General features: G+C 70.5%; 22 protein-coding genes. 8 read left to right on the top strand and 14 right to left on the bottom strand.

Annotation, left to right across the window (positions count from 1 at the left end):
• Positions 1-17: 17 nt before the first annotated feature.
• Complete coding sequence (locus BWR60_RS11750; RefSeq protein ID WP_088151209.1) at positions 18-383, bottom strand: nuclear transport factor 2 family protein; 366 nt, start codon at positions 381-383, stop codon at positions 18-20.
• Between the two features lie 110 nt (positions 384-493).
• On the opposite strand from BWR60_RS11750, the gene BWR60_RS11745 reads away from it, so the two are divergent.
• Complete coding sequence (locus tag BWR60_RS11745) at positions 494-1,291, top strand: helix-turn-helix domain-containing protein (RefSeq protein ID WP_088151208.1); 798 nt, start codon at positions 494-496, stop codon at positions 1,289-1,291.
• A gap of 108 nt (positions 1,292-1,399) precedes the next feature.
• Entirely contained in the window at positions 1,400-1,546 is a 147-nt protein-coding gene (locus BWR60_RS36975; RefSeq protein ID WP_179221726.1) for a hypothetical protein, read from the top strand.
• Here BWR60_RS36975 and BWR60_RS11740 read toward each other — a convergent pair whose 3' ends face one another.
• Positions 1,547-2,086, bottom strand: a complete 540-nt coding sequence (locus BWR60_RS11740; protein WP_088151207.1) for a metallophosphoesterase family protein — start codon at positions 2,084-2,086, stop codon at positions 1,547-1,549. It lies immediately after the preceding gene.
• Between the two features lie 159 nt (positions 2,087-2,245).
• Between BWR60_RS11740 and BWR60_RS11735 the strand changes: the two genes are divergently transcribed.
• Positions 2,246-3,400: an esterase-like activity of phytase family protein gene (locus BWR60_RS11735; protein ID WP_088151206.1), complete on the top strand. Its 1,155-nt coding sequence runs from the start codon at positions 2,246-2,248 to the stop codon at positions 3,398-3,400.
• Positions 3,401-3,650: 250 nt separating this feature from the next.
• Positions 3,651-3,899 (top strand): hypothetical protein, encoded by a 249-nt coding sequence (locus BWR60_RS36970; RefSeq protein WP_088151205.1) that lies wholly within the window; start codon positions 3,651-3,653, stop codon positions 3,897-3,899.
• Between the two features lie 47 nt (positions 3,900-3,946).
• On the opposite strand, the gene BWR60_RS11725 is transcribed toward BWR60_RS36970, so the two are convergent.
• From BWR60_RS11725 to BWR60_RS11690, 8 genes are all read right to left on the bottom strand, one after another.
• On the bottom strand, positions 3,947-5,212 hold the full coding sequence (locus BWR60_RS11725; RefSeq protein ID WP_230983028.1) for a TCR/Tet family MFS transporter: 1,266 nt from the start codon (positions 5,210-5,212) through the stop codon (positions 3,947-3,949).
• A 38-nt stretch (positions 5,213-5,250) separates the two neighbouring features.
• A complete protein-coding gene (locus BWR60_RS11720; protein WP_088151203.1) occupies positions 5,251-6,204 on the bottom strand; it encodes a glycosyltransferase family 2 protein in 954 nt (317 codons plus the stop codon).
• Between the two features lie 55 nt (positions 6,205-6,259).
• A complete protein-coding gene (locus BWR60_RS11715) occupies positions 6,260-9,358 on the bottom strand; it encodes an efflux RND transporter permease subunit (protein ID WP_088151202.1) in 3,099 nt (1,032 codons plus the stop codon).
• Positions 9,359-9,692: 334 nt separating this feature from the next.
• Positions 9,693-10,910 (bottom strand): efflux RND transporter periplasmic adaptor subunit, encoded by a 1,218-nt coding sequence (locus BWR60_RS11710; protein WP_088151201.1) that lies wholly within the window; start codon positions 10,908-10,910, stop codon positions 9,693-9,695.
• 15 nt (positions 10,911-10,925) lie between these two features.
• Positions 10,926-12,236 carry a glycosyltransferase gene (locus BWR60_RS11705; RefSeq protein WP_088151200.1) on the bottom strand — a complete coding sequence of 437 codons (1,311 nt, stop codon included), beginning with the start codon at positions 12,234-12,236 and terminating at the stop codon, positions 10,926-10,928.
• Between the two features lie 49 nt (positions 12,237-12,285).
• A complete protein-coding gene (locus tag BWR60_RS11700; protein ID WP_088151199.1) occupies positions 12,286-16,623 on the bottom strand; it encodes a non-ribosomal peptide synthetase in 4,338 nt (1,445 codons plus the stop codon).
• A 47-nt stretch (positions 16,624-16,670) separates the two neighbouring features.
• Positions 16,671-17,018, bottom strand: a complete 348-nt coding sequence (locus tag BWR60_RS38660; RefSeq protein ID WP_275542380.1) for an MbtH family protein — start codon at positions 17,016-17,018, stop codon at positions 16,671-16,673.
• Positions 17,019-17,153: 135 nt separating this feature from the next.
• Positions 17,154-17,879: a helix-turn-helix transcriptional regulator gene (locus BWR60_RS11690; protein WP_179221725.1), complete on the bottom strand. Its 726-nt coding sequence runs from the start codon at positions 17,877-17,879 to the stop codon at positions 17,154-17,156.
• 505 nt (positions 17,880-18,384) lie between these two features.
• Between BWR60_RS11690 and BWR60_RS11685 the strand changes: the two genes are divergently transcribed.
• Positions 18,385-18,741 carry a hypothetical protein gene (locus BWR60_RS11685; RefSeq protein ID WP_088151196.1) on the top strand — a complete coding sequence of 119 codons (357 nt, stop codon included), beginning with the start codon at positions 18,385-18,387 and terminating at the stop codon, positions 18,739-18,741.
• 38 nt (positions 18,742-18,779) lie between these two features.
• On the opposite strand, the gene BWR60_RS11680 is transcribed toward BWR60_RS11685, so the two are convergent.
• The gene (locus tag BWR60_RS11680) at positions 18,780-19,370 is read right to left on the bottom strand and encodes a DNA-3-methyladenine glycosylase (protein ID WP_088151195.1); all 591 of its coding nucleotides are present in this window, start codon (positions 19,368-19,370) and stop codon (positions 18,780-18,782) included.
• A gap of 129 nt (positions 19,371-19,499) precedes the next feature.
• On the opposite strand from BWR60_RS11680, the gene BWR60_RS11675 reads away from it, so the two are divergent.
• A complete protein-coding gene (locus BWR60_RS11675; protein WP_088151194.1) occupies positions 19,500-19,814 on the top strand; it encodes a chorismate mutase in 315 nt (104 codons plus the stop codon).
• A gap of 445 nt (positions 19,815-20,259) precedes the next feature.
• Entirely contained in the window at positions 20,260-21,117 is an 858-nt protein-coding gene (locus BWR60_RS11670; RefSeq protein ID WP_088151193.1) for an SDR family NAD(P)-dependent oxidoreductase, read from the top strand.
• Between the two features lie 232 nt (positions 21,118-21,349).
• On the opposite strand, the gene BWR60_RS11665 is transcribed toward BWR60_RS11670, so the two are convergent.
• The 3 genes from BWR60_RS11665 to BWR60_RS36325 all read right to left on the bottom strand — a co-directional run bounded on the left by BWR60_RS11665 (position 21,350) and on the right by BWR60_RS36325 (position 23,491).
• Positions 21,350-21,829 (bottom strand): GNAT family N-acetyltransferase, encoded by a 480-nt coding sequence (locus BWR60_RS11665; RefSeq protein ID WP_088151192.1) that lies wholly within the window; start codon positions 21,827-21,829, stop codon positions 21,350-21,352.
• A 220-nt stretch (positions 21,830-22,049) separates the two neighbouring features.
• Positions 22,050-23,135 carry a 3-deoxy-7-phosphoheptulonate synthase gene (locus tag BWR60_RS11660; RefSeq protein WP_088151191.1) on the bottom strand — a complete coding sequence of 362 codons (1,086 nt, stop codon included), beginning with the start codon at positions 23,133-23,135 and terminating at the stop codon, positions 22,050-22,052.
• A gap of 89 nt (positions 23,136-23,224) precedes the next feature.
• Entirely contained in the window at positions 23,225-23,491 is a 267-nt protein-coding gene (locus BWR60_RS36325; protein ID WP_144445595.1) for a hypothetical protein, read from the bottom strand.
• A gap of 31 nt (positions 23,492-23,522) precedes the next feature.
• Here BWR60_RS36325 and BWR60_RS11655 point away from each other — a divergent pair.
• Positions 23,523-23,826: hypothetical protein (locus BWR60_RS11655; RefSeq protein WP_218823455.1), on the top strand; the 304-nt coding region annotated here is incomplete at its 3' end.

Raw genomic sequence — 23,826 nt, 5'->3', positions numbered from 1 at the left:
CGGTCCGCCCCGTCCCGTCACGCCGCCATCGCCGGGGCCTGGTCGAGGAAGCCGGTGATGCCGGACAGCAGGCCGCCGGCGATTTCGCCGAAATCGGTGCCGGCGACCAGCGGCGGCGCGCCGTCCGGTCCCAGCTCCCAGCGGAAGCGCACCTTCCCATTGTGCTCGTCGACCGGGCCGACGCGGCGGAAGCGGTGGCCGGGGAACCGCTCCTGCACCGCGGCGATCATGGCGTCGATGCCGGCCCGGCCGTCGCCCCGCATCATCGGGTCGAGATAGAAGGCGCCCTCGGTCCAGGTGGCGTCGATCAAAGCGCGCCGGCGGCCGGCATCGGTCTCGTTCCAGATCGCGATGTAGCGGTCGACCAGGTCGGTGGCGGTCATCTCGGCTCTCCATCGGTGGTTGCGATGGCCGGATCCTGTCCGGCCCGTACGGCGAAAGCGATTACCTGCCAGGTCATGGATGCGCCGCCCTCCGCCGGCTATCGTCGGGCATGGCCCACACCGCTCCCAGCTTCGGCGACCATCTGCGCGACTGGCGCCGGCGCCGCCGCCTCAGCCAGCTCGACCTCGCCTGCGAGGCTGACATCTCCACCCGCCACCTCTCCTTCATCGAGACCGGGCGGTCGCGGCCGAGCCGCGAGATGGTGCTGCACCTGGCCGAGCGGCTGGAGGTGCCGCTGCGTGAGCGCAACACGCTGCTGGTCGCCGCCGGCTTCGCCCCGGCCTATCCGGTGCGGCCGCTGGACGACCCGGCGCTGGCCCTGGCCCGGCGGGCGGTGGAGCGGGTGATCGAGGCACATGCGCCGAACCCGGCCCTGGCGGTCGACCGGCACTGGCGGCTGGTGGCCGCCAACGCCGCGGTGCCGCTGCTGCTGGGCGGGGTATCGCAGGATCTGCTGCAGCCGCCCGTGAATGTGCTGCGGCTGGGCCTGCATCCGGACGGGCTGGCGCCGCGGATCGTGAACTATGCCGAGTGGCGCGGCCATCTGCTGGAGCGGCTGCAGCGCCAGGTCGAGACGGCCGGCGACCCGGTGCTGGTCGAACTGCTGGCGGAGCTGCAGGCCTATCCGGCCCCGCCCGCGACCCTTGCCGTGCTGGCCCCGCCGGAGGAGGCGCATCCCGACGTGGTGGTGCCGTTCCGCCTGGCCACCGACTCCGGCGTGCTGTCCTTCCTGTCCACCACCACCGTGTTCGGCACGCCGGTCGACGTCACCCTGTCGGAGCTGGCGGTGGAATCCTTCTTCCCGGCCGACGCCGCCACCGCCGAGGCCTTGCGTCGCCTGGGCTGAACCGGTCCGGCAACGCTCCGTAACAAAATTGTCCCCGGCTTGTATTTGACATAATTCCCGTAACGTCGTCACATAGGTGTCAGACTTCCTTGGAAGGGGAGCCAGCCGATGCGACGGGTGTTGAACTGGATGCGGCTTCTGGCAGCCGCCATGGGCGACGACGACGGGCATGAGCGCGAGTTGCATGCCGCGCTGCGCAAGGCCAATCGCGGCCCGAACCGGTGCCGCCGGCCGCTGCCGGACCCCGAGGTCTGATCACCCCTCTTCCGGAGTCTTCTTTCCAGCCAACGGTTTCCGCCGGCGCTTGCGCGCGATGATCTGATCCAGCGTCGCCGGCCGCAGCTCCTGCACATCGACCCCGACATCGTATTGCCGCGTCATCGGCGCGAGCATGCCGTGCGAATGGCCGTGCAGGTTCAGCGACCCTCGGCCGATCTGGTTCCAGGTGCGGAACGGGTAGTGGCACAGGATCAGGTGCCGGCCCTCGATCTTCAGCTCGGCATAGGCCTGCACCGACTCCCAGCCCGGCACCGCCAGCGTCCCCGGCCCGTCATTGTTGCCGGTGACCAGGTGCTTGCGGCCGTGCAGCCGGGCCAGCAGCGCCGCCACCGCCTCCGGCGGCGGCCCGAGCGCGACGTCGCCCAGGTGCCAGACCTCGTCCTCCGGCCGCACGGTCTCGTTCCATCGCGCGACCAGCGCCGCGTCATGCTCCGCCAGGCTGGCGAAGGGGCGCCGGTCGATCCCCAGCACGCGCCGGTCGCCGAAATGGGTGTCGCTGGTGAAGTAGATGGTCATGTCCGCAGTCTCGGTCGAAGCAGGGCTGGCAGTCCGTAAAAACAAGGCATCGAATGCTACAAATAAAACAATGATCTCGTCACAATAAATTAACTTTCTGCCAGAATCCGGACTGTGCTTGATCCGTCCCCGGAAGATCCAATCCGATGGAGATGGGGGATGATGATTCGTTCCGTTGCGGCCGCCCTGTGGGTCGCCGCCGCGCTGCTGGGCGCCCAGCCGGCCCAGGCGCAGACGCCGGCATCCGACTCCGTGCAGCAGGGCTGGCCGGGCCATGGGGGCGGCGACATCGGCGAGCTGCGGCTGATCGGCCAGGCGACGCTGCCGAATGCCCCGCCGTTCCAGGGCACCGTTGTCGGCGGCCTGTCGGGCCTGGACTGGAACCCGTTCACCGGCCGCTGGACGGCGCTCAGCGACGACCGCTCCTCGGCCAACGGCCCGGCGCGCTTCTACACCCTGGCGATCGACTATGACGCCCTGGCCGTGCGCGGCATCCGCGTCACCGGCGTGACGCCGCTGCGCGACAAGGCCGGGCAGACCTACGCCCCCGGCGCGGTCGACCCCGAATCGATCCGGCGCGACCCGCTGCGCGGTGTCCTGTACTGGAGCAGCGAGGGCGACATCTCGGCCGGCATCGACCCGTCGGTCAACGTCATCTCGCCGGGCGGCTTCCTCCGCCGCAGCATGGATCTGCCCCAGCGCTTCAAGGCGTCGGCCGCCGGCAAGAGCGGCCCGCGCAACAACCTGGTGTTCGAGGGGCTGGCCCTGTCCCGGGACGGCCGCACGCTGTTCGCCTCGATGGAGGCGCCGCTGATCCAGGATGCCGACATCCCGGCGACGCCGGCGCCCGGCCCGGTCCGCATCACCGCCTTCGACACGCTGACCGGCCGCGCCGGGGCGGAATATGTCTATGTCGCCGACCCGCTGCCGGCGGGCAATGGCGGCAGCTTCGGCGTCTCCGAGATCCTGTCCGCCCCCGGCTTCGGCGGCGACCTGCTGGTGCTGGAGCGGACCTTCATCGCCGGGGTCGGCAACAAGCTCCGGCTCTATGTCGCCGACCGCGCCGGGGCGACCGACGTCTCCCGCATCGACTCCCTGGCCGGCACCCGCTGGCGGCCGATGCGCAAGACGCTGCTGCTCGACTTCGACACGCTGAGCGGCGTCCGCCTCGACAATTTCGAGGCGATGAGCTGGGGCCCGCGGCTGCGCAACGGCAACCCGAGCCTGGTGATCCTGTCCGACGACAATTTCAGCGCGACCCAGATCACCGAGGCGCTGGTGTTCGAGCTGCGCCGGCCGGGACGGTGGAACTGAGCGCACCGAAGCGGAAGCCCATTGACGGGGACGGCATCGTCCCCGATCCTTCCGGAATGAACGCCATCCTCAACACCTCGCTGCACATGCGACGCCGGCGCCGTCCGGCGGCGGGCGTGCTGCGCGTTGAGGAAGGGATGTCCCCGGGGGCCTAGGCCCGCACCGACCAGACTCTCCCTCGCGTTCACCAGCCCGCCGCGGATCTCCCCGGCGGGTTTTTTGTTGCCTCGCTCACGAAAGGATCAGGGTCATGAGCCCGCCCGCTCCCGACAGGGTGCCCTATCTCCGGTTGGTGCCGCCGGCCGGATTCGAGACGCAGCCGCCGCTGCGCCCGATCCGCCTCGGCCTGGGACTGCAGCTCTCGATCCTGGTCGAGACCCTGCGCCGCCGGAGCCGTGCCCTGCAGGTCGAGCGGCTGAGCGACCATGAGCGCCGCGATGTCGGGTTGCCGCCGCATCCCCGGGAGGCGCATCCGCGCGATCTGATCCTGTGGCGGTGAATCGCAGGTCGGGTTCGCCTCGGCGAACCCAACATCCCGGCGGGCCGCTATTCCGCCGGCGGCAGGGCCGGCTCCGCATCCGGCTGGGAACCTTCCGCCCGGGTGATCCGCCAGGCCATCACCAGGGAGATCGCCAGCAGCGCCGACGCCAGCCCGTAGGGCAGGCCGGGCAGGTCCAGGCCTGCCGCGGGCGCGATGCCGATCGCGAAGCTCTGGGTGAACAGCACCGGGCCGATCATGCCGGTGATGCCATGCAGCCCCGACAGCGCGCCCTGCAGCCGTCCCTGCTCCTCCGCCCCGACCCGGCGCGACATCAGCGCCTGCAGCGCCGGCCCGGTCAGGGCCCACAGCGACAGCAGCGGGATCGCCGCCAGGATCAGCCGGCCGGTCGGGGCCAGGGCGAACAGGGCGAAGCCGGCCACGCCGAAGACCAGCCCCGCGGCCATCGCCCACCGCTCGCCCAGCCGGGCCACGGCCGGGCCGATCAGGGCCGCCGACACTACCATCGACCCGGCGCCGACCGCCGCCAGCGACAGCCCGACCGCCGCCTCGTCCCAGCCATAGCGCTGCATGACATACAGCACGTAGAGGCTGGGCAGCGATTCCTGCGCCAGGAAGATCAGGGCGGTCGCGCCGGCCAGGCCGAGCAGCGCCGGGGATGAGCGCAGCAGCGCCAGGGCGCCGAAGGGGCTGGCGCCCGCCCAGGTGAAGCGCGCGCGCCGCTCCGGCGGCAGCGATTCCGGCAGGATCAGCAGGCCGTAGGCGGCGTTGGCAAGGCTGAGCGCCGCCGCGGCCCAGAACGGCAGCCGGGGATCGATGCCGGCCAGGAGCCCGCCCAGCGCCGGCCCGGCGATGAAGCCCAGGCCGAAGGCGGCGCCGAGCAGCCCGAACTTGGCGGCGCGCTGCTCCGGCGGCGTCACGTCGGCGATGTAGGCGATGGCGGTCGGGGCGCTGGCGGAGGTGATGCCCGAGACCAGCCGCCCGACCAGCAGCCAGGCCAGGTTCGGCGCCAGCGCCATCAGCACGTAGTCGAGGCCGAGGCCGAGGCTGGACAGGAGGAGCACCGGCCGCCGCCCGAACCGGTCGGACAGCGCGCCCAGCACCGGCGAGGCCAGGAACTGCATCGCCGCCCAGGCCAGGCCGAACAGCCCGCTGATCACCGCCGCCCGCTCGACATCGCCGCCCTCGAACTCGACGATCAGCCTGGGCAGGACCGGCACCATCAGGCCGACCGCGAGGATGTCGAGCAGGATGGTCACGCAGACGAAGGCGACGGCGGCCCGGCCCGGTGGGCGCGGAGGCGGGCAGGACATCTGCATTTCTCCCAACAATGAACCGGCCCCGATGGTCTCTAGCGGCTAGCCCGGCGTTCCGCGACGCCTTGCGCAAAGCGCAGGGCCAGGCGCGGGCGTGCCTGCTCGACCGGCCCGAGGCGCCCGGCCAGCCCGTCGACAAGCCCGGTCACGATGCCGGCGAGCTTGGCGAGCTTGGCATCCTCGAGCAGCGCAATGTGGAAGACCTCCCACACGGTGAACAGGTTGGCCATGATGACGACGGGATATCGCCTGCCGTATCGCAAGGCGAGCTGGACGCCGTTGCGGGCGCTGTAATAGCGCCGGTGCCAGGGGTGGTTCATCGTGGTCAGCTCGAACGGGCCGAGCTTGTGGCTGCGCCGGTCCCCGATCCGGTGCGACAGCGTCAATGACGGGGTCACGTAGAGCGGGACGTCGGATGCCCAGGCCCTGAAGCAGTATTCGGTGTCGACATGGTCGATGAACAGCTTTTCGTCGAACGGGCCGAGCGTCGCGAAGGCGGCGCGCGAGATCATGCAGCCGGAGGAGGTCAGGACCGCGCAACGCTGCAGGCCGGAGTCATCGCGCATGTCGACGCGTCGTGCGGTGACGCCATTGCTTTGCAGCACCGGGAGATACTGCTGGACGACCTCGTCGAAGATCCGCGGCCCGACCAGGAAGGGCTGCGCGGCCAGATCCGCGCAGATTTCGCGCATGGCCGGAAAATAGTGGTCCGGCACGACCGAGTCCTGGTCGATCAGGACGACAGCGTCCATGCCGCGATCGAACTGGTTCGCCAGCCCGCGATTATGGGCTCCGGCGATGCCGTTCCTGTTCCCTTCGTGGATCAGGACGATGTCGTGTCCCTCAAGCAGGGCCGCCAGGCGGTCATCGGGCTGCGGCGTGTTGTCGACGACCGCGAGGCTGTCGCAGCGCCGGCGCAGCTCGACGATCCGCCCGATCTGCTCCGCCGTCGGATGAAACAGGACGACCACCGCTCCAAGGGCTGTCATTGGGCCTCACCGTGTTCGTATGCAGCCGACCCGGCGCTCCGATCCTCGAATTGACCTATTCCGCCGGCGCGGCCGGCTCCGGCTCGTCGCGGGCGCCGACGAAGCGGCCGAAGACCCGGCCGAACAGCCGGTTCAGATCGTCCAGCACGGTGAACACCGCCGGCACGAACACCAGGCTCAGCACGGTCGAGGTGATCAGCCCGCCGATCACCACCGAGGCCATGGGCGAGCGGAAGGCCCCGCCCTCGCCCCAGCCGATGGCCGAGGGCACCATGCCGGCGATCATCGCCAGGGTGGTCATCACCACCGGCCGGGCCCGCTTGCGACCGGCCTCCATCAGCGCCTCGGTGCGTTCGGCGCCGGCGGCGATGGCCTCGATCGCGAAATCCACCAGCAGGATCGCGTTCTTGGTGACGATGCCCAGCAGCATCAGGATGCCGATCACCACCGGCAGGCTGATCGGATAGCCGGTCACCAGCAGCGCCAGGAAGGCGCCGCCGATCGACAGCGGCAGCGACACCAGGATGGTGACCGGTTGGGCGATGTCGGCGAACAGCAGCACCAGCACGGCCAGCACCAGCAGCACGCCGGCGCCCATCGCCAGGGTGAAGCCCGAGAACACCTCCTGCATGATCTCGGCGTCGCCGAAGGGCCGGATGCTGACGCCGGGCGGCAGGTTGCGTACTGAGGGCAGCGCCAGCACCGCGTCCATCGCCTGGCCCAGCGGGGTCTTGCCGACCAGGTCGCCCTCGATCGAGACGCGGCGCTGGCGGTCGTAGCGGTCGATGGTGGTGGCGCCCTCGCCGAAGGCGATATGGGCGACCGAGGTCAGCGGCACCTTGCCGCCGGTCGCGGTCGGCACCCGCAGCGTCTCGAAGGTGGCCAGCTTGCCGCGGGCGTTCTCGGCAATCTGCACCCGGATCGGCACCTGCCGGTCGCCGGCGGAGAACTTGGCCAGGTTGGCGGAGATGTCGCCCAGCGTCGCGATCCGCACCGTCTCGGCGATCTGCGCCACCGACACGCCCAGCGCTGCGGCCTCGGCCAGGCGCGGCACGATGCGGATCTCCGGCCGGTCGATCGCGGCGGTGGACACGACATTGGCCAGCACCGGCACGCGCTCGCGGATCTCGCGCTCGATCGCCAGCGACGTCCGCACCAGCTCCTCGGAATCATTGCCGGAGAGCAGCAGCGTGTATTCCCGCGCGCCGCCGCCGCTGAAGCTGAAGCGCAGATCGGGCTCGGCGGCCACCTTCGGCCGCATCGAACTCTCCCACGCCTTCTGGTCCAGGCCGCGGTCGGCCCGCGGCACCAGGGTGGCGACGATGGTGGCCTTGCGCACCTCGCCGCCGGCGATGTCGAGCGGGTTCACGCCGTCGCCGCCGAGGACGGCATAGACGCTCTTCACCTCCGGCTGGGCGCGGAACAAGGTCGACAGCCGGTCGGCCACGGCCTGGGTGTCCTCCAGCGTCGACCCGGGCGGCAGCTCGATCGACAGGGAGGAGCGGGAGATGTCGTTGTTCGGCAAGAGGCCGGTCGGGAACAGGCTGGCCAGGGCGGCGGAGGCGACGAAGATGCCCAAGCCGGCGGCGATGGTGCGGCCGCGATGCCGGATCGACCAGTCCAGCAGCCGCAGATAGAAGCGCATCGCCGCGCCGTCGCGCTCCTCGTGATGCCCGTGGTCGCGCATCAGATAGGCGGCCATCAGCGGCGTCACCAGCCGCGCCACCAGCAGCGAGAAGGTGACGGCGACCGCCACGGTGATGCCGAACTGCTTGAAGTACTGGCCGGCGATGCCGCCCATGAAGCTGACCGGCAGGAACACCGCGACGATGGTCATGGTGGTGGCGACCACGGCCAGGCCGATCTCGTCCGCCGCCTGGATCGCGGCGCGATAGGCCGACTTGCCCATGCGCATGTGGCGGACGATGTTCTCGATCTCGACGATGGCGTCGTCGACCAGGATGCCGGTGGCCAGGGTGATCGCCAGCAGGCTGATCGAGTTCAGCGAGAAGCCCAGCGCCTCCATCACCGCGAAGGTCGGCAGCACCGACAGCGGGATGGCGACGGCGGAGATGATCGTGGCGCGGAAGTCGCGCAGGAACAGGAAGACGACGATCACGGCCAGGATGGCGCCTTCGATCAGCGTCTCCATGGTCATGTCGTAATCGGCGCGGGTGTAATGCACCAGGTTGTCGATTTCGCCGATCTGCAGCTCCGGATGCTCGACCGCCAGCTGCTGCAGCCGGGCCTGGGCGGCATCGGCGACGACGACGTCGGAGAAGCCCTTGGCCCGGTACAGGCTGAAGGCGACCACGGGCTTGCCGTCGACCCGGGCGAAGGTGCGCGGCTCGGCCCCGCCATCGGTCACGGTGGCCAGGTCCTGCAGCAGCGCCTGGCGGCCGCCGGGCAGGCTGATGCGGCGCTGCGCCAGCTGCTCCACCGTCGCCGCTCCGGCCAGGGTGCGGATCGACTGCTCCTGCACGCCGACCGTGCCGCGGCCGCCGGCTAGGTCGATGTTGCTGGCGCGCAGCTGGTCGTTGACCTCCGACGCGGTGATGCCCAGCGCGGCCAGCCGGTCGGGCCTCAGCTCGACCCGGATCTCGCGGTCGACGCCGCCGATGCGCTTGACCTGGGCGATGCCCGGCACGCCCTGCATCGCCCGCACCACCGTGTCGTCGACGAACCAGGACAGCTGGTCGACGCTCATGCCGGGGATCGACGCGGCATAGGTCAGGATCGGCAGCCCGGCCACGTCGATGCGCTGGATCACCGGCTCCTCGATGCTCTGCGGCAGGGTGGAGCGGATCTTGGAGATGGCGTCGCGGACATCGTTCACCGCCCGGTCGGTCGGCGTCTCCAGCACGAACTCGATCATGGTGACGGCGGCGCCGTCGGAGAGGGCGGAGGTGACGTGCTTGACCCCGGTCAGCCCGGCCACGGCGTCCTCGACCGGCCGGGCCACCTGGGTCTCCAGCTCGGTCGGCGCCGCGCCGGCCTGGGCGATGGTGACGGTCACCACCGGCACGTCGATGTTCGGCATCTGGGTGACGGGCAGTGACCGGAAGCTGACGAAGCCGATGACGATCAGCACCGCGAACATGACCAGCGGCGGAATCGGCTTGCGGATCGACCAGGCGGAGATGTTCAGGGCCATGTCACGCACACGGTGGCAATGGTTGATCCGTCGTCGCGAGCGTCTAAAGGCGCTGGAGCGCGTTGCCTCTCCCGCTTGCGGGAGAGGTCGGACATCCGAAGGATGTCCGGGTGAGGGCCAGCGGCGCTGCCTTCCTCATCGACCTCGCCAGGCGCGAGCGCGCGATCCGCCTTATCCTGAAGCGCTGATCCCCGGGGCCAAGGACGGAAGCCCTCACCCGGAGCCGCTTCGCGTCTCCGACCTCTCCCGCAAGCGGGAGAGGCAACGCGGACGACGCCCAAAGATGTGTGATGGCGCCGAGCGAGAGAGGAGGCTGCCGTCTTCATCACTCGGCTCAGCCCGCCTTGTCCGCGGCGGCGACCGGCGGCTGCGCCGGGGCGATGCGGTCGCCGCTGCGCAGGAAGCTGCCGGCGCGCAGCACCACCGCCTCGCCCTCGGCCAGGCCGCGGCGGATCTCCACCCTTCCGTCGCCGACGAAGCCGGTCTCGACCGGCCGGCGGTCGACCACGGCGTCGTGCACCGCCTGGACATAAGCGCCGTCGGCGCTGAAGAACACGGCGGACAGGGGGACAGTCAGGGCCCGGCGGCGGCCGGTCTCGATCGTGCCCTCGGCGAACACGCCGGGGCGCAGCCCGGGCTCGGCCGGCAGGGTGACGGCGACGCGGCCCAGGCGGCTGGTGGGGTCGACCGTCGGGTCGACCAGCCGCACCGTGCCGCGCACCGGCCGGGCGAAGCCGGTCAGCTGCAGCTCCACCGGCTGGCCGATGGCGACGCGCGGCATGCCGGTCTCGGTCACCTCGGCCCGGAACTCGACCTCGCCGTCGCGGATCAGCCGGAACAGGGGCGCGCTCGACATGCCAACCACGGCGCCGATCCGCGCCTGCCGCTCCGACACCACGCCGGCCACCGGGGCCTTGATCTCCGACCGGGCGATGCGCAGCGCCACGTCGTCGCGCTGCGCCTGGGCCAGCGCCTTGTCGGCCAGGGCCGAGCGCGCCGTCTCCCGGGCCGAGGCGATGCGGGCCGCAGCGACCTTGACCTCGGTCTGCCGCGCCAGCAGCTGCTCGGCCGAGGCGTTGCCGTTGGTCCGCAGGGCCTGGGTCCGCTCCAGCGACGCCTGGGACTGGATGGCGGAGGCCTCGGCCTCGTCGATCGAGGCCTGGGCCTGCTGGGCCGCGGCCTCGGCCTTGGCGATGCTGGCGTCGCTCTGCGCCAGCTGGGTGTCCAGCTGGGCGTGGTCCAGCCGGGCCAGCACCTGGCCGGCGGTGACATGGTCGCCGACATCGACATCGAAGCTGACCAGGCGCAGCCCGTCGACCTCGGCGCCGACCAGCACCTCCTCGCGTGCGGCGAGCGTGCCGGTGACCGCCAGGGTCTCGACCACCTCGTGCATCTCCGCCCGGGCGAGGGTTGTGACGGGGACGGGGGCGGCGGGATCGCCCGCAGGCCCGACCCGGTCGGAGGCCAGGATGCGCCAGCCACCGGCCACCACCGAAAGGCCGACCACCGCCAGGGCCAGGAACCCGAGCCGGCGGGAACGGATGACTCTCATCGCGGAACCTCTCGCTCAGGCCGTGGCGCGGCGCTGCCCTTGGCCGGAGACCAGATCATCCAGGATCGTGGCGATTTCCCGGCGGGCGTCATGCCGCGCGAAATCGGCCTGCACCGCCTGCGCCCGGCGCCGGTAGCGCGGGTCGGACAGCACGGTGCGCACCGCGTCGCGGATCTGCTCCGGCCGCGGATGGCCGGTGCCGAGATTGATCCCGGCCCCGGCCCAGGCGACGCGGGCCGCGATCTCCGGCTTCTCCTCGGTGTCGCCCGCCACCACGATCGGGACGCCGAGGCTGAGGGCGTGGTTGACCGAGCCATAGCCGCCATTGGTGACGAACACATCGACCTTCGGCAACAGCCGATCATAGGCCACGAAGGGCGTGGCGCGCGTGTTGGCCGGGATCGGCACCGGGATCTCCTCGACCGGGGGGCCGCCGGTGGTGGCGACCATCAGCATGTCCTCGTCCTTCAGCGCGGTCAGGGTCGGGCCGATCAGCTGGCCGAAATCCTCATTGGCGAAGGTGCCCTGGGTCGCCACCACCACCGGCTTGCCGCCGTCCAGCTCGGGCCACCAGGCGGGCGGGGTGAAGCTCTTGGTCGGCGGCGCCAGCAGCGGGCCGACGAAGCGCACCGTCTCCGGCAGGTCGCTGCGCGGATATTCGAAGGATTCGCCGGTCAGCTGCAGGTACAGGTCGGGCAGGCTGACGAAGGCGTCGAACATGAACTCCGGCAGCGGCGGGCAGCCGATCGATGCCAGCGTCTCGTCGAACTCCTGCTGCATGCCGGCGCATTGCGCCTGCATGTTGCGGTGCATGGCGATGTTGCGGGCCCGCCCCTCCGACGTCCCGGACGGCGTCATGCCGGAGCCGAAGAACGGCGTGTCGACGCTGGTGGCGGCCAGGGCGGTGATGCCGATGGTGATCACCGGCGGCCGGGCCTCGCGCGGGCCCAGCAACATCGGCACGGTGCCGGCGAAGACCGTGTCGACCAGGATGGCGTCGGCCGGGAACCCGCTCAGGATCCCGTCCAGCCCCGCCTTCTGGCCCAGCATGGTGCGGCACAGGTATCGCAGGCCCAGCATCAGCTTCAGCGGCCCGCGCTCCGCCTCGTGATAGTCGGGGAACAGCTCGCTGATCCGGCGGTAGTCGAAGTCGATCTCGGCCGGGAAGGGGACGAAGCGCGCCCCGGTCGCCTCCGCCTTCTCGCGGAACAGGCTGGCGGTGTTGAAGACGACCTCGTGGCCCTGGCGGACGAGGTGCTGGGCGATGGCGAGAAGCGGCGAGACATGCCCGGGCAGGGCGGTCGCGGCGAGGATGTAACGGGCCATGCTGGGTCCTTCCGCCGGGCGGCGCTGCCGCCGCCCGGCCTTGCTGCAATCACTCGGCGGCGACGGGGGTCGGCTCCGGCGCCCAGGCCTCGGCCGCCTCGACCGAGTCCAGGATCTTCAGGTTGCGCAGGTAGCGCTCGATCAGGTCCGGCCCGACCGGCGGGATCGCGCCGCCAATCTCGTCCATCCGCGCATGGGTGGCGTCGCAGGACAGGGTCGGCGGGGTGATCGACGTGTCATACTGGTTGAGGATCGAGAGCACGGTGGCCAGGTAGTGGTCCTGGCTGTCGACCAGGCTCTGCTTCGCCCGCTCCAGCCAGGGCAGCAGCCCGAGCGGCTCGAGCGGCAGGCCCAGGCGCTGGAACATCGGCACCATGTCGCGCAGGTAGATCGCGCCCTGGCTGACCAGGTGGTAGACGCCGCCCCAGGGCCTGTCGCTGCGCGCCAGCCGCAGCATCGCGTCGGCGATGTCGTCGGCCGGGGTCATCGCCATGTGGATGTCCGGGATGGCGCCGATGCTGGCCGAGGCCCGCACCACCCGCCAGATCATGTCGGCTTCGTTGCAGATTCCCTGCGCCCGGTCGCCGGTGATGGTGCCCAGCCGGTACACCGACACCGGCAGGCCGCGCGCCTGGGCCCGGCGCGCCAGCGTGTCGCCGGCCCATTTGCTCTGGGCATAGCCGCCGATCAGGCCCTGCCAGCTCTCCAGCCCCGACGCCTCGGTGATCAGCTCCGGCCCGGTGGACGGGTCGATCACCGACAGGGTCGAGACATAGTGCAGCGCCTTCGGCCGGCCGGAAGCGGTCCAGCCGATCAGCGTGTGCACCGCCTCGACATTCGACGGCTTCAGCGCGGCATAGGACTGCAGGAAGTCGACCATCGCGCCGCAATGGAAGATGGCGTCGCACTGGTCGCGGACGATGGCGACGCCCTTCGGGTCGAGGCCGAGATCCGGCTCGGCCAGGTCGCCGACCAGGATCTTGACGCGGTTCTCGTCCCACAGCCCGATCAGTTGCCGCTCCGTCAGGGCGCGGCGCAGCCGGGTGCGGGCGGCGCCGGCGCTCATCGCCCGCACCAGGCAGAAGATGCGGGCATTGGTGTCGCGCAGCAGCGTGGCCAGGATCTGGCTGCCGACGAAGCCGGTGGCGCCGGTCAGGAACACCTCGTCGAACGCGACCGGCGGCAGCTTCGCCTGGGGCCGGATGTCGTCGGCCAATTGCGCGTCGGCGGCCAGGTTCAGCGAGGCGCCGGCGAAGCCGCCGCGCGCCTGGTCGACCTTCTCCGCCAGGCCGGCGATGGTCGAGACCTCGAACAGCACGGCCAGCGGCAGGTCGACGTCGAAGGTCGCCTTCATCCGGCCGACCAGCTGCGCCACCAGCATGGAATGGCCGCCGAGCTCGAAGAAGTTGTCCTCGACGCCGACGCGCTCCAGCCCGAAGGTCTCGGCCCAGATCGCTGCCAGGGCCTCCTCGGTCGGCGTCCGCGGCGCGACGAAGCCGGCGGAGGCCTGGCGCTCGGGTTCCGGCAGCGCCTTGCGGTCCAGCTTGCCGCTCGGGGTCAGCGGCAGGGCGTCCAGCGCCGTGAAGGTCGCCGGCACCATGTAGTCGGGCAGGTGCCGTCCCAGCGCCTGCCGCAGCGCCGCCGGGTCCAGCGCCGCGCCGGCCTCCAGCACCACATAGGCGGCCAGGTAGCGGTCGCCCGACTTGTCCGTGCGGTCGATCACCGCGGCCTGCAGGACGGTCTCGCTGCGCACCAGTGCCGCCTCGATCTCGCCCAGCTCGATGCGGAAGCCGCGCAGCTTCACCTGGTGGTCGATGCGGCCGAGGAAGTCGAGCGTGCCGTCGGCGCGCCAGCGCACCAGGTCGCCGGTGCGGTACATCCGGCTGCCGGGCGCGCCATAGGGGTTGGCGACGAAGCGTTCGGCCGTCAGCGTGGCGCGGTTGATGTAGCCGCGGGCCAGGTTGGCGCCGGCCAGGTACAGCTCGCCATTGACGCCGGCGGGAACCGGCTGCAGCCCGGGATCGAGCACGTAGAGCTGGGTGTTCCAGATCGGCCGGCCCAGCGGCACCGGCCCCTCGGCGCTCTGGCGGCACTCCCAATAGGTGACGTCGACCGCGGCCTCGGTCGGGCCGTACAGGTTGTGCAGCGGCACCGCCGGCAGGGTGGCATGGAACCTCGCCGCCAGATCCTCGGGCAGGGCCTCACCGCTGCAGAAGACGCGCCGAAGCCCGGTGCAGGCCGCCGCTTCCGGCTCCTGCAGGAAGGCGTGCAGCATCGACGGCACGAAGTGCAGGGTGGTGATCCGCTCGTCGCGGATGATCTCGGCCAGATAGGCCGGGTCGCGGTGCCCGCCGGGCTTGGCCACCACCAGGGTGGCGCCCTGGATCAGCGGCCAGAAGAACTCCCAGACCGAGACGTCGAAGCCGGACGGCGTCTTCTGCAGCACCCGGTCATCGGCGGCGAGGCCATATTCGCCCTGCATCCAGCGCAGCCGGTTGACGATGGCGCCATGCGAGACGGCCACGCCCTTCGGCCGGCCGGTCGAGCCGGAGGTGTAGATCACATAGGCGGTGTCCAGCGGGTCCGGCGCATCGGCCGCGAGGCTGGTCGGCTCGGCCGCGGCCAGCTCGGCCTCCGTCTCCGCCGCGTCGAGCACCAGCCGGTCGGCATCGTCCGGCACCACCCAGGCGGTGTCGCGGTCGGTCACCACGGCTACCGGCCGGGCGTCGCCCAGCATGAAGGCGATGCGGTCCAGCGGATAGTCGGGGTCGAGCGGCAGATAGGCGGCGCCGGTCTTCAAGATCGCCAGCAGGCCGACCACCAGCCCGACCGACCGCGGCAGCGCCACGGCGACGATCCGCTCTGGCCCGGCGCCGCGCGCGGCCAGCAGCCGGGCCAGCCGGTTGGCGCGGCCGTCCAGCTCGGCATAGCTCAGCGTCTCCGGCCCGAACACCAGCGCGGTCGCGTCCGGCGTGGCCCGGGCCTGGGCGTTCAGCAGCGCCGTCAGCGTCTCCGCCGCCACCGGATGGTCGGTGCGGTTCCAGTCCGCCAGGATCCGCTGCCGGTCCGCCGGGGCCAGGATGTCGATCGCGCCGATCGCCTGGGCGGGATCGGCCAGCATCGCCCGCGCCAGGCGCAGCAGCTGCTCGCGATGCGTGACCAGCTCCCCGGCCGTGTACAGGGCCGAGTTGGCGTCGAAGTCGATGCACAGGCCCTTGTCGTCGCCGCGGTCGTAGATGAACACGCCGAGATTGTTGGTCGAGCCGTTCGACAGGTTCTGCGGCGTCATCGGCAGGCCGCCGAAGCGCAGGTCGTAGTCGAAGGGCTCGATGTTCACCAGCATGGTGAACAGCTGCTGGTTGTTCGGCAGCAGGTTCAGGTCGCGCCGCATGTCCTCGTAGCGGTACTGCTGGTGCCGCAGGCACTGGCGCACCTCGGTGCCGACCTGGCGGATCACGTCCTGCATGCTCAGGCCCGGGTTCATGCGCAGCCGCAGCGGCACGGCGTTGGCCAGCATCGACGGGGTGCGCCGCATCCGGGCATTGGCCCGCGCGGTGACGGTCAGGCCGACGATCAGGTCCTCGGCCCCGGTCACGCGGTAGAGATAGGCGTTGGTCAGGGCGATCAGGATCTGCGGCAGGCTGGCGCCCGTGGACTGCGCCAGGGCGCGCAGGGAGGCCACCAGTTCGGGGTCCATGAAGGATCGGTCGCGCACCAGGCTGCCGGCCGCCTGCCGGCGGTGCGACAGGGTGATCGGCGACGGCGTGTCGGCGAAGCGCTCCATCCAGTATTCGCGGTCGCGCAGGAACCGGTTGGAGGCGCGGTAGCCCGTCTCCTCCTCCAGGATCTCCGCCAGGCTGCCGAAGGCGGTGTCGTCGGTCGGGGCGCGGCCCTCGACCAGCGCGGTGTACAGCTCCGCCACGCGGCGGGTGCACAGGCCCCCGGACAGGCCGTCCATCAGCAGATGGTGGACGCGGTGGTACCAGATGAAGGATCCGTCCGCGATCTTCAGGATGGCGGAGAACCACAGCTCCTCGGTCAGCGGGTTCAGCGGGCGGTCGTAATCCGCCTTCATCCAGCGGCCGGCGGCCTCGCGCGGGGCCGGCTCGGCGCTGAAGTCGATGAAGGGGATGTCGCCGCCGTATTCGTGCCGGATCACCTGCCGCGGGCCTTCGTCGCCCTCGACGAAGCGGACGCGCAGCGCCTCGGCCTCCCGTGTCAGCTGCCACAGCGCCGCCTGCATCAGGCCGGTGTCGAGCGGACCGTGGATCTCGATCGCCTCGGCCAGGTTGAACTCGATCTCGGGCATGAACTTCTGCGCCAGCCACATGCCGGTCTGGGCGGTCGTCAGGGGCAGCGCGGCGCTGCCGAAATCGATGCTGTCCATGGCTCAACTCGCTCGCAGGATAATGGAGGGGCGCCCGGCTGCCGTCGTCAGCAACCAGCCAGCGATTTCGGGCGCAGATCGGTCCAATGGGTGTCGATATGGTGCTGGCAGTCGGGGCGGGCGGCATCGCGCAGCACCGGGGTCCAGCCGTCCGGGACCGGGATGAAGGCCGGCCACAGCGAATGCTGCCCTTCGCCGTTGATGAGGACGTGGAAACGGCCTTCCGGATTGTCGAAAACGCTGGTCACGTCACGCTCCACCATGCCGGCGCGCAGCCATGCCGGCGGCGCCGCGACGCGGCGCTGCCAGGGGCTGGCGCAAATTGTCGAAGAGGATTCGCGTTGGAAGCTTTCGCCGCCCGGCGGCGGTGCCTCGAGCCATCGCGATCCGCACATCGCCTCGCTTCGCTGGGCCGGACAGCGCGGGGCAGGCGCGCCGTTCCGGAACCAGCAGCCCCAATGAGTCCTAATCGCGCGGACTGTGGTGGGAATCGAAAGCTGTTGTGAGCTGTATAGGTTTACAGGTTTCGATCACGCGCAGATGATGATGTCATGCATCAATCCTCTGGCGATCGCCTGTGACAGGGTCGCCACCCCGAATTTCTGTTTCGCATTCTCGGTGTGGAACACCACCGTCCGGCGGCTGATCCGCATGATCTCGGCGATATCCGACGCGCTCTTGCCCTTGGCCGCCCATTGCAGGCAGTCGATCTCGCGCGGCGTCAGCGTCGGCCGCGCCTGCGGCTCGGGCCGCTCGTCCTGGCGCAGCCGGGCGTGAAGATGCAGCGCGACCAGGTGCAGGGCGTGCTGGTGCCGGTCGATGCAGCGCTGGAAGTCCGGCTCCAGGCCGAATTCGGCCAGCGTCAGGCTGGAGGCGCGGCCCTGGCGGTCATGGATCGGGATGGTGACGCCGCGGCGGATGCCGGCCTCGGCCGCGTCGTCGAGGAACGCCTTCAGCCGGCGGGTCGACGGCTGGGCCAGCGTGTCGAGCGTCCAGGCGAAGGGCAGCATGGTGCCGACCGCGCGGGCGATCACCGGGTCGACGCGGTCGTAGCGCTGCTCGCCATAGCGCTCGACCCAGCTGTCCGGATAGGTGGTCAGCATCAGCGGCCTGTCGGCCTCCCCCGACGGGAAGCTGACGTAGGCGTAGTGTCTCAGGCCATATCCGTGAATCGTCCGCTCCAGCAGGTCGTGGATCGCCTGCCGGCTGTGGACCGTTGGTAGGTATAGGATGAAATCCCGAAAAATTTGATCCATCTTTGATCCTCGCCGCATCGTGCTTTCTTGTTTGTTATCCCCCCAGTTATTTTAATTTTATGCATTATTTTAGTTATGCCGTGTCACATTACAGTCACTTCGGCAATCCTCATCCTATTTCTATTGGCGCTTCTCGCCAAGAAAGATTCGCATAAGGTGGTATGGAAGGCCGGCCTGCGACAAGCCGCCACGGGGATGTTTGCGCGGATTGATCCGTCCGAGGCCCGTTCTGGCGCGGAGATGACTCGATCTGAGGGCCGACAAGTCCAGTCAATCTGCATAACATATCAGGTATATTTGAAGACATGGAATGATAGGAATGGCTTCCGTCGGCCGATTTCTGCGCTTCGGCCGATCTGGCGCCCGGGAGGTGGCGAGTCCGCTGGATATATTCTTTTCTCGGTCGGGAAAGAATATCTCTCGCGGTGCTTTCTTCTGAAACGGCCCGATCAAGGCGGCCCGGCCCGGCGCGGATCCGAATCCTTGCGACACACAGGAGAAGTTCATGAGCGGCATTCTTGATCTGACCGGCCTTCTCGGCGGCCTGCTGCACGATGCCGGTGACGTGCTGGGCGGCGCGGTCGCTGGCGTCGGCAGCACCGTCGGCACGGCGGTGGGTGAGACCGGCGAGATCGTCGGCGGCGTGGTGGGCGAAGTCGGCGCGGTCGTCGGCGACGCGGTCGGCGACGTGGTCGGTGGCGCCACTCACGCCGTCGGCGCGGTGCTCGATGGCGCCCAGTCGGCCGTCGGCGATGTGGTCGGCGGCGTGGGCGAGGCGGTCGGCCATGTGGCGGACGGCGTCGGCGACGCGCTGGGCAGCGTCCTGGGCGGCCTGTTCGGCCACCTCGACTTCCACCTCTGAGCGGGGCGGCCGGGGCAGGGTTCGCCCGCCCCGGCCCTTCAGCGGAGCGGCCTGCTGAGATAGGGCGATCCGGCCAGGCCGAAGCGCCAGGGCGTGGCGACGCCGCGGGTCAGGCCGATGCGCGGCCCGACCGCGATCGCCGGCTCGGCCTCGGTCCGCGGCAGCAGCCGGAAGGGCGGCGCGTCCAGCGGCAGGCCGGTCATTGCCCCGGTGACGCCCAGCGCCTGGGCCAGCCGGCCGGGGCCGGCGCACAAGAGGCGCGGCGCCTCCAGGCCGCGCCGCGCGCGCATGATCTCGATCCCCTCGGTCGGCGCGATCGCCCGGATCAGCACGGCGCTGCCCGGGCGGGCGGCGTCGCACACCAGGTTCAGGCACCAGTGCAGCCCGTAGGACCGGTAGACATAGGCGTGGCCGACCGGCCCGAACATCGGGGCGTTGCGCGGGGTCGGCCCGGCGAAGCTGTGTGACGCCGGGTCGGTCGGGTCATAGGCCTCGGTCTCGACCACCACGCCGCCGACGCCGTCGACCAGCAGGGTGGTGCCGATCAGGGCGCGGGCGACGGAGACGACATCCGCCGTGAAGGCGCTGCGGTCCAGCGGCGCCGGGGCAGGGGAGGGCGCATCGGGCATCCGGCCTGTCTCCGTGACCGCGGCGGCCTGCGCAAGCGGAATCCACCCTTTGCCGCAGCCTGGGCTCCCCGGCTTGGCCCGGCGGAAGAGGTGCCGTATGGTCGGACCTTTCCGATCCCAGGTGACCTGATGGACCAGCAAGCCCAGAAGCCCGCCATCCCGCCCGAGCTGGCGGCGCTGCGCAGCAGTATCGACAACATCGACGCGGCCCTCGTCCACCTGCTGGCCGAGCGCTTCAAATGCACGCAGACGGTCGGGCGGCTGAAGGCGACGGTCGGCCTGCCCCCGGCCGATCCGGGGCGCGAGGCGGCGCAGATCGCACGGCTGCGCCGGCTGGCCGAGGAATCGCATCTCGACCCGGACTTCGCCGAGAAGTTCCTGGCCTTCATCGTCGCCGAGGTGATCCGCCACCACGAGGCCATCCGCGACGGCGTGCGGGGTTAGGCTGACACTCACCCTTCTCTCCCCGACTACGGCATCTGCACATCGCGTGCGGTGGCGAACGGCCGGCCTACGCACAGATTGCCTCTCCCGCTTGCGGGAGAGGTCGGACATCCGAAGGATGTCCGGGTGAGGGCCAGCGGTCTCGCCAGGCGCACGGACTTTGCCGTGAGCAAGCGCTCGATCCGTCCTGTCCTGAAGCCGTGAGTCTAGTGTCGCCGCCGCAACGCCCTCACCCGGAGCCGCTTCGCGTCTCCGACCTCTCCCGCAAGCGGGAGAGGCAACACGGAGAGGAGCAGGATCCGGCGGCGCATCGCCGATCATATCGGTCCGCTTGGCCTTGCCGGCCAGCCCCGGCCGGACCAGATCTCTGGGGCCCAGACCCCTGGGGCCGTCCCCGGCGGGGCGGCCGACCGGCATCGCCGCAGACATCTCCGAGGAGCTTCCCATGCCCATCCATCCCGCGATCCGGGCCGGCCGGGTCGCCGTCATCACCGGCGCCGCCGGCGGCATCGGCCTGGCCGCCGCGAAACGCTTTGCCTCGATCGGCCTCAAGATCGTGCTGGCCGACCTGGCCGGCGAGGCGCTGGACCGCGCCGCAAGCGAGGTGTCGGAGATCGCCGCCGGCGGCGCGCCGGATGTCCGCGCCGTGCCGACCGACGTGTCCCAGATCGGCCAGGTCGAGGCGCTGCGCGACGCCGCCCTGTCGGCCTTCGGCGAGGTCGGGGTGCTGATGAACAATGCCGGCATCGGCAATGGCGGCGGCCCGTGGGAGAATGTCGACCGTTGGCGCCGGGTGCTGGACGTCAACCTGTACGGCGTGATCCACGGCGTGCAGGCCTTCGCCCCGGCGATGATCGCCCAGGGCGCTGACGGGCTGATCGTCAACACCGGGTCGAAGCAGGGCATCACCACCCCGCCGGGCGACACCGCCTACAATGTCTCCAAGGCCGGGGTGAAGGCGCTGACCGAGGGGCTGGCGCATGCGCTGCGCGAGACCGAGGGCTGCCGCGTCACCGCGCATCTGCTGATCCCGGGCTACACCTTCACCGGCATCACGGCGCGGGGCGCCACCGAGAAGCCGGCGGCGGCCTGGAGCGCGGAGCAGGTGGTCGAGTTCATGCTCGGCAGCCTCGGCCGGGGCGACTTCTACATCCTCTGCCCCGACAACGACGTCACCCGGGCGATGGACGAGAAGCGCATCCGCTGGGCGGCGGACGACATCATCCGCAACCGTCCGGCCCTGTCGCGCTGGCATCGCGACCACAAGGACGATTTCGCCGCCTATATGGCGCGGCCCGACTGACGCGCCCGCGCCGCCCCGGGCCTGTCGGGGCGGCGCATCGGTCCTTTTCGAGCGGGATCTTCAAATTTTATCCAATTTATTGATGCATTGAATGCACGCTTAAGTCGGATAAGAGGATTCGTCTTGCACCTCTAAGTAATCGAATATAAGAATCAAGTCCCAGCTTGAGCCCATAGCAGGCATTTCATCGTCCCCGCATTTTTCATCGGGGTTCAGGCTGGGGCCCTTTCCTTCAGCCGGAGAGTCCGGGCCGGTCCAGCGGCACCGGCTTGCTCATATAGACGGTGGTGCCCTCCAGGAACGGCTCCTCCCGGTCCACGGCGAAGCCGGCGCGGGCATAGAGGTCGACATTCCCGGCGAAGCGCGGATTGGTGTAGAGGCGCAGCAGCGGCCGCCCCAGCTCGGCCGCCAGCGCCTCGGCATGGGCCAGCAGGCGGCGGCCGTGGCCGCGGCGCTGGGCATCCGGCGCCACCGCCAGGTTCTCGATCAGCAGATGGTCGCCGCGGTCGATGATCTCGATCAGCGCGGCCAGGCCGTCGCCCTCGAACAGCAGGTCGATCCGGTGCTCGCGCACCGCCTGGTCGTAATCGGCCTTCATCGGCGTCGGCTCGCGGCCGATCACCGGCACCCATTTGGCATAGGCGGCGCGGGTCAGCGCGCGGACGGCGGCGGCGTCGTCGGCGGTGGCGCGGCGGATCAGCAGGTGGCTCATGGTCGGGTCCTTCGGGGACGGCGGTGACCGGCAAGAAAAAACCCGCCGGTCGGGGACGGCGGGTTGCGGTGGTCGGGATCCGGTTGGGATCAGCCGGGACGGGTCCCGGCGGCTCCCCCGCCTCTCCCGGCGCACCGCAGCGCCGCCGTCGTCATGGGACGACGTCGTTTGCTGGCGGTGGTAGCTCGGAAGAAGCGGGTCATGGTGTGATGATCCCGACTCAGGCGGTCGCCGTCAACGACTGTGGTGTTACAGCTGTCCGACGCGCCGCGACCGCGGCGGCCAGCCGCTCCAGCACCGCCACCGAATCGTCCCAGCCGATGCAGCCATCGGTGATGCTCTGGCCGTAGACCAGCGGCGTGCCCGGGACCAGCTCCTGCCGCCCGGCCACCAGGTGGCTCTCGACCATGACGCCGATGATGCGGCCGTCGCCGGCCTCGATCTGGCGCGCCACGTCGTCGACCACCTTCGGCTGGTTCTCCGGCTTCTTGCTGCTGTTGGCGTGGCTGGCGTCGATCATCACCGCCGGCCGCAGCCCGGCCTTGGCCAGCTCGGCGCAGGCGGCCGCGACGCTGGCGGCGTCGTAGTTCGGCGCCTTGCCGCCGCGCAGGATGATGTGGGCGTCGTCATTGCCGGCGGTCGAGGCGATGGCCGACCGGCCGGTCTTGGTCACCGCCATGAAATGATGCGGCTGGGAGGCGGAGGAGACGGCGTCGACCGCGATCTTGACGTTGCCGTCGGTGCCGTTCTTGAAGCCGACCGGGCAGGACAGGCCGGACGCCATCTCGCGATGGATCTGGCTCTCGGTGGTGCGGGCGCCGATCGCGCCCCAGCCGACCAGGTCGGCGATGTATTGCGGCGTGGTCATGTCCAGGAACTCGCAGGCCGCCGGCAGCCCCAGCCGGTTGACCTCCAGCAGCACGCTGCGCGCCCGCCGCAGCCCCTTGTCGATCTGGAAGCTGCCGTCGAGGTCGGGGTCGTTGATCAGCCCCTTCCAGCCGACCGTGGTGCGCGGCTTCTCGAAATAGACCCGCATGACGATCTCCAGCTCGCCGCCCAGGCGCTGGCGCAGCGGCTGCAGCCGGCGGGCATAGTCCAGCGCCGCCGCGGGGTCGTGGATCGAGCAGGGGCCGATCACCACGGCCAGGCGGTCGTCCGCCCCGTGCAGGATGCCGTGCAGGGCGCGGCGGGAATCGGTCACGGTGCGGGTGGCGACGGCGTCGCGCGGGAACTCGCGCATCACCTCCTCGGGTGTGCTCAGCTCCTTGATCTCGCGGATGCGCAGGTCGTCGGTGGTCTTCAACACGGCTTGGGCTCCTGGTTCACCCCGCCGGCGGCAACAAAAAAGCCGCCAGGAGGTCTGGCGGCTCTCGGGTCGGCTGTTGATCGTTCAGATCACGCGCACCCTCGCTCCGCCGCCGGAGGCGGGAAGCTAAAGTACCAGAAATAGGTGGCGCGAACGAAGGTCATGTCCTGCATATAAGCTGCGATCCCGGCTTTGTCACCATGGTTCTTTCGGGAAACATCAGGACCGGGCATCGGGGCTTTCGGGAAGTTGCCCGATGGCCACAGGGGCGGAACCGGGGCGCCGCCGAAGGGTTTTTCCGGGGCGCCGGTCGGAAGGGCTTGAGCCTTGCCGCCCGGCACGTCAGAACGGCGCATCGCCGTCGCGACCTGGAAGCGGAGCCTGTCGATGAAACCCGTCCGAGCCCTTCTGCCCGTCCTCGCCGCCGCCCTCCTGTCCACCACGGTCCTGGCGGTGCCGGCCCTGGCCCAGAACACCCAGCGCTACGCTCCCTGGCAGCCGCCGGGGCAGGACCAGACCAAGGCGATGCTCGACGAGCTGTCGCGGATGGTCAGCCAGGCCGAGCGCGACAAGGCGGCCAGTCCGGACTTCATCGCCGACCTGAAGGGGCTGGTGCAGCGCTACTCCGCCACCGTCGCTCCGCCGGCCGCCACCGCGCCGGTCCCGGCCCAGCCGCCGGCGGCGGCTGGGC

Origin of the sequence: Inquilinus limosus (assembly GCF_002195995.1) — a bacterium.
GTDB lineage: Bacteria > Pseudomonadota > Alphaproteobacteria > DSM-16000 > Inquilinaceae > Inquilinus > Inquilinus limosus_C.
The sequence above is the reverse complement of the archived record's forward strand: the minus strand, read 5'-3'. Positions and strand labels throughout refer to the sequence as shown.

Bases quoted from the DNA above. Each gene is read 5' to 3' on its own strand.
- BWR60_RS11750 (WP_088151209.1), bottom strand. From the start codon at position 383: ATGACCGCCACCGACCTGGTCGACCGCTACATCGCGATCTGGAACGAG.
- BWR60_RS11745 (WP_088151208.1), top strand. From the start codon at position 494: ATGGCCCACACCGCTCCCAGCTTCGGCGACCATCTGCGCGACTGGCGC.
- BWR60_RS36975 (WP_179221726.1), top strand. From the start codon at position 1,400: ATGCGACGGGTGTTGAACTGGATGCGGCTTCTGGCAGCCGCCATGGGC.
- BWR60_RS11740 (WP_088151207.1), bottom strand. From the start codon at position 2,086: ATGACCATCTACTTCACCAGCGACACCCATTTCGGCGACCGGCGCGTG.
- BWR60_RS11735 (WP_088151206.1), top strand. From the start codon at position 2,246: ATGATGATTCGTTCCGTTGCGGCCGCCCTGTGGGTCGCCGCCGCGCTG.
- BWR60_RS36970 (WP_088151205.1), top strand. From the start codon at position 3,651: ATGAGCCCGCCCGCTCCCGACAGGGTGCCCTATCTCCGGTTGGTGCCG.
- BWR60_RS11725 (WP_230983028.1), bottom strand. From the start codon at position 5,212: ATGTCCTGCCCGCCTCCGCGCCCACCGGGCCGGGCCGCCGTCGCCTTC.
- BWR60_RS11720 (WP_088151203.1), bottom strand. From the start codon at position 6,204: ATGACAGCCCTTGGAGCGGTGGTCGTCCTGTTTCATCCGACGGCGGAG.
- BWR60_RS11715 (WP_088151202.1), bottom strand. From the start codon at position 9,358: ATGGCCCTGAACATCTCCGCCTGGTCGATCCGCAAGCCGATTCCGCCG.
- BWR60_RS11710 (WP_088151201.1), bottom strand. From the start codon at position 10,910: ATGAGAGTCATCCGTTCCCGCCGGCTCGGGTTCCTGGCCCTGGCGGTG.
- BWR60_RS11705 (WP_088151200.1), bottom strand. From the start codon at position 12,236: ATGGCCCGTTACATCCTCGCCGCGACCGCCCTGCCCGGGCATGTCTCG.
- BWR60_RS11700 (WP_088151199.1), bottom strand. From the start codon at position 16,623: ATGGACAGCATCGATTTCGGCAGCGCCGCGCTGCCCCTGACGACCGCC.
- BWR60_RS38660 (WP_275542380.1), bottom strand. From the start codon at position 17,018: ATGTGCGGATCGCGATGGCTCGAGGCACCGCCGCCGGGCGGCGAAAGC.
- BWR60_RS11690 (WP_179221725.1), bottom strand. From the start codon at position 17,879: ATGGATCAAATTTTTCGGGATTTCATCCTATACCTACCAACGGTCCAC.
- BWR60_RS11685 (WP_088151196.1), top strand. From the start codon at position 18,385: ATGAGCGGCATTCTTGATCTGACCGGCCTTCTCGGCGGCCTGCTGCAC.
- BWR60_RS11680 (WP_088151195.1), bottom strand. From the start codon at position 19,370: ATGCCCGATGCGCCCTCCCCTGCCCCGGCGCCGCTGGACCGCAGCGCC.
- BWR60_RS11675 (WP_088151194.1), top strand. From the start codon at position 19,500: ATGGACCAGCAAGCCCAGAAGCCCGCCATCCCGCCCGAGCTGGCGGCG.
- BWR60_RS11670 (WP_088151193.1), top strand. From the start codon at position 20,260: ATGCCCATCCATCCCGCGATCCGGGCCGGCCGGGTCGCCGTCATCACC.
- BWR60_RS11665 (WP_088151192.1), bottom strand. From the start codon at position 21,829: ATGAGCCACCTGCTGATCCGCCGCGCCACCGCCGACGACGCCGCCGCC.
- BWR60_RS36325 (WP_144445595.1), bottom strand. From the start codon at position 23,491: ATGCGCCGTTCTGACGTGCCGGGCGGCAAGGCTCAAGCCCTTCCGACC.